Source organism: Bacteroidota bacterium (assembly GCA_034723125.1).
GTDB lineage: Bacteria > Bacteroidota > Bacteroidia > CAILMK01 > JAAYUY01 > JAYEOP01.
On sequence record JAYEOP010000351.1, the window covers coordinates 1 to 2,481 of the forward strand.

1 protein-coding gene is annotated in these 2,481 nt (G+C 31.6%); it reads right to left on the reverse strand.

Going from position 1 to position 2,481, the window contains the following annotated elements:
* Positions 1-177: 177 nt before the first annotated feature.
* Positions 178-2,262, reverse strand: coding sequence for a T9SS type A sorting domain-containing protein (locus U9R42_09540; protein ID MEA3496264.1), 2,085 nt, complete (start codon positions 2,260-2,262; stop codon positions 178-180).
* Positions 2,263-2,481 lie beyond the last annotated feature (219 nt).

The following is a 2,481-nucleotide window of genomic DNA, read 5'->3' on the forward strand; positions in this document are numbered from 1 at the left end:
ACAACAAATTCCTCTGCGTCTTTGCGTCTCTGCGGTAAAGTGAATATGACAACAAATGAAAAAATATCCGTGCCAATCCGCTAAAACCGCGAAAATCCGCGTGCTAAATACAAAAAAACTCCCAAAGTCAAAAAAACTTTAGGAGTTTATCAAGTATCAAATATCAAGCATCAAGTATTATTTAATGACTGACATTTTCCTCGTTTGATTGTTATTACCTGCAATTAGACGATAAATATAGATACCCGAAGAAACATTACTTGCATCCCAATTGATACTATAATATCCGGCATTTTTATTTTCATTAACTAATGTTTCAACTAATTGTCCTCTCATATTGTAAATCTGTAGTTTTACAGGTCCGGCTTCACTTATGCTATATTCAATAGTTGTCACAGGGTTGAATGGATTTGGATAATTTTTTGCTAATTGAAACTGAATTGTGCTAAAAGTATTTTGTGGAATTGCAATTGTCACCTCTTCAAGAATTACTTTTTCGCCACTTAATTCAATATTACTTAATCTGTAAGTGTATGTTTTTCCTGCTTCTACTTTTTCGTCAGAATATTTGTAATTAGTATTTCCTGCAGAAAGTTCGCTAACTCCGGCAATTTCTGTCCAATCTCCATTATCTTTTCTATCTAAAATATATCCGACAATATCAATTTCTGAAGCTACTTTCCAATTTAATTCTACTTTTCCTTTTACTAATTCTGCACTGAATGATTGTAATTCAACTGGTAGAGTATAATCATTGGTTCTGCTATCTGCTCCCATATACGGATAAGTATCATCTCTATTATCACCATCTATGTCAGTGTCATAACTTGCTCCAAGTGGTGTTCCGATTAATTCAGTGTCGCCAAGTGAACTACCTGCCAAATGTAAATCTGTTGATGAAACAAAATTAACATCTACATTATTTGAATTTGCATCTTGACTTGATGAATCTTGCCATTCAGTAAGTGTTTCACAATTTTCATTCCAATAACCAGTCATGCCTTTTGGTGATGCGACATATAAGTCATTATAATCGGAAGTTAATGTTGTGCTACCGGCACGATACATACAATAAGTTGTATCATCAGCTTCATTATTTACAATAATATTGTTTTTAAATGTTTTAGGACTATGATAAAAACTTATACCTCTATAATCTAATGTTCCAGTTCCTGAATTGAAATTCAAATCTACCATATTTATAGTATTATAATATGCTGTTACATAATTATATGAATGTGCATGAATTGCATATAATTGACAACTTGGATTAGAAGCAGTTGTTGTTGGGTCAAAACCGGCAATTGTATTGTTATAAATATAATAATTGACATTACTGTATCCACATTCTATTGCACAAATTCCATAACTACCTGAACTACTATTATTAGTAGCTAATTGTGTGAAATTATTATTATAGATTTTTATATCAGATGTTGTTGGCATATAGTAATATCCAAAAATAGCATGACTTAGAACATCACCACCTGTTTGATTTATTTTTATTTCGTTATTATAAATATTAATATCTTCAACTTGATATAAGAAAATTCCTCTATGGCGAGCTGTAATTTTGCAATTTTTTATATCAATGTTATTGGAATATGCAGTATGATCTCCATGATAATAAAAATAAATGCCTGCACAATCCCAAGATGAATTTGCTGTAATATCACAATTATCTATCGTAATATTATTAGGTATATTAGGTGCATCTGTTCTAATATACACTGCTTTTCTAACAGTTGATGCAGTAGTTATGACAGTGTTTTTAATTTCACAATCAGAAACACCTCCAACAAAAACAATTGGGGAAGTACCATTATGTGCCGAACCACCATTTGTCAATGTAAGATTTTTTGAATCAGAACCATCGTTTGAGCCATCAATAATAATATTTTTTGTAGTTGTAATATTTGCCCAATTATCTGGATCAGTTATTCCGAGAAGCCATCCACCGGAAGGTGCACTATTGTCGGTTGTTTGTGAAAAATAAATTGTAGGTGTCGTACCGGCATCAGGTTTAAATGTGATAGTGTAAGAACCAGGATCTACACCCAGTCCGACATTTTCATCTTCTGTCAAATCTTCTGTAATGTAAAAGGTGCAATTACCTATCACATTATTTTTTGAACTTGATAGTGAATCACAAGCAGATTTTAAACTTGTAAAGTCACCCGCACTGCCAATGTCATAGCTTCCGCTATAATCTACTGCAAAGGCAAGTTGACTGATCATTGTTAGAGATACAATCAAAATCATCAACATTTTCTTCATGTCTTTTCCTCCTTAAATTATTTACTTCAAACTTCCATTACTCCATTGTGCTTAATATAAAAAAAATATATTAAATGTCAAATCTTTTTTTAAAAAAAACTAATCATCGCTGTTTCCTAAAGATCTTTTGTTACATATCCTGTATAAAAAAAACTTGCTATTGGTAGATTCATCATTATTGTTTTGAGTATAAGCACGAATTGC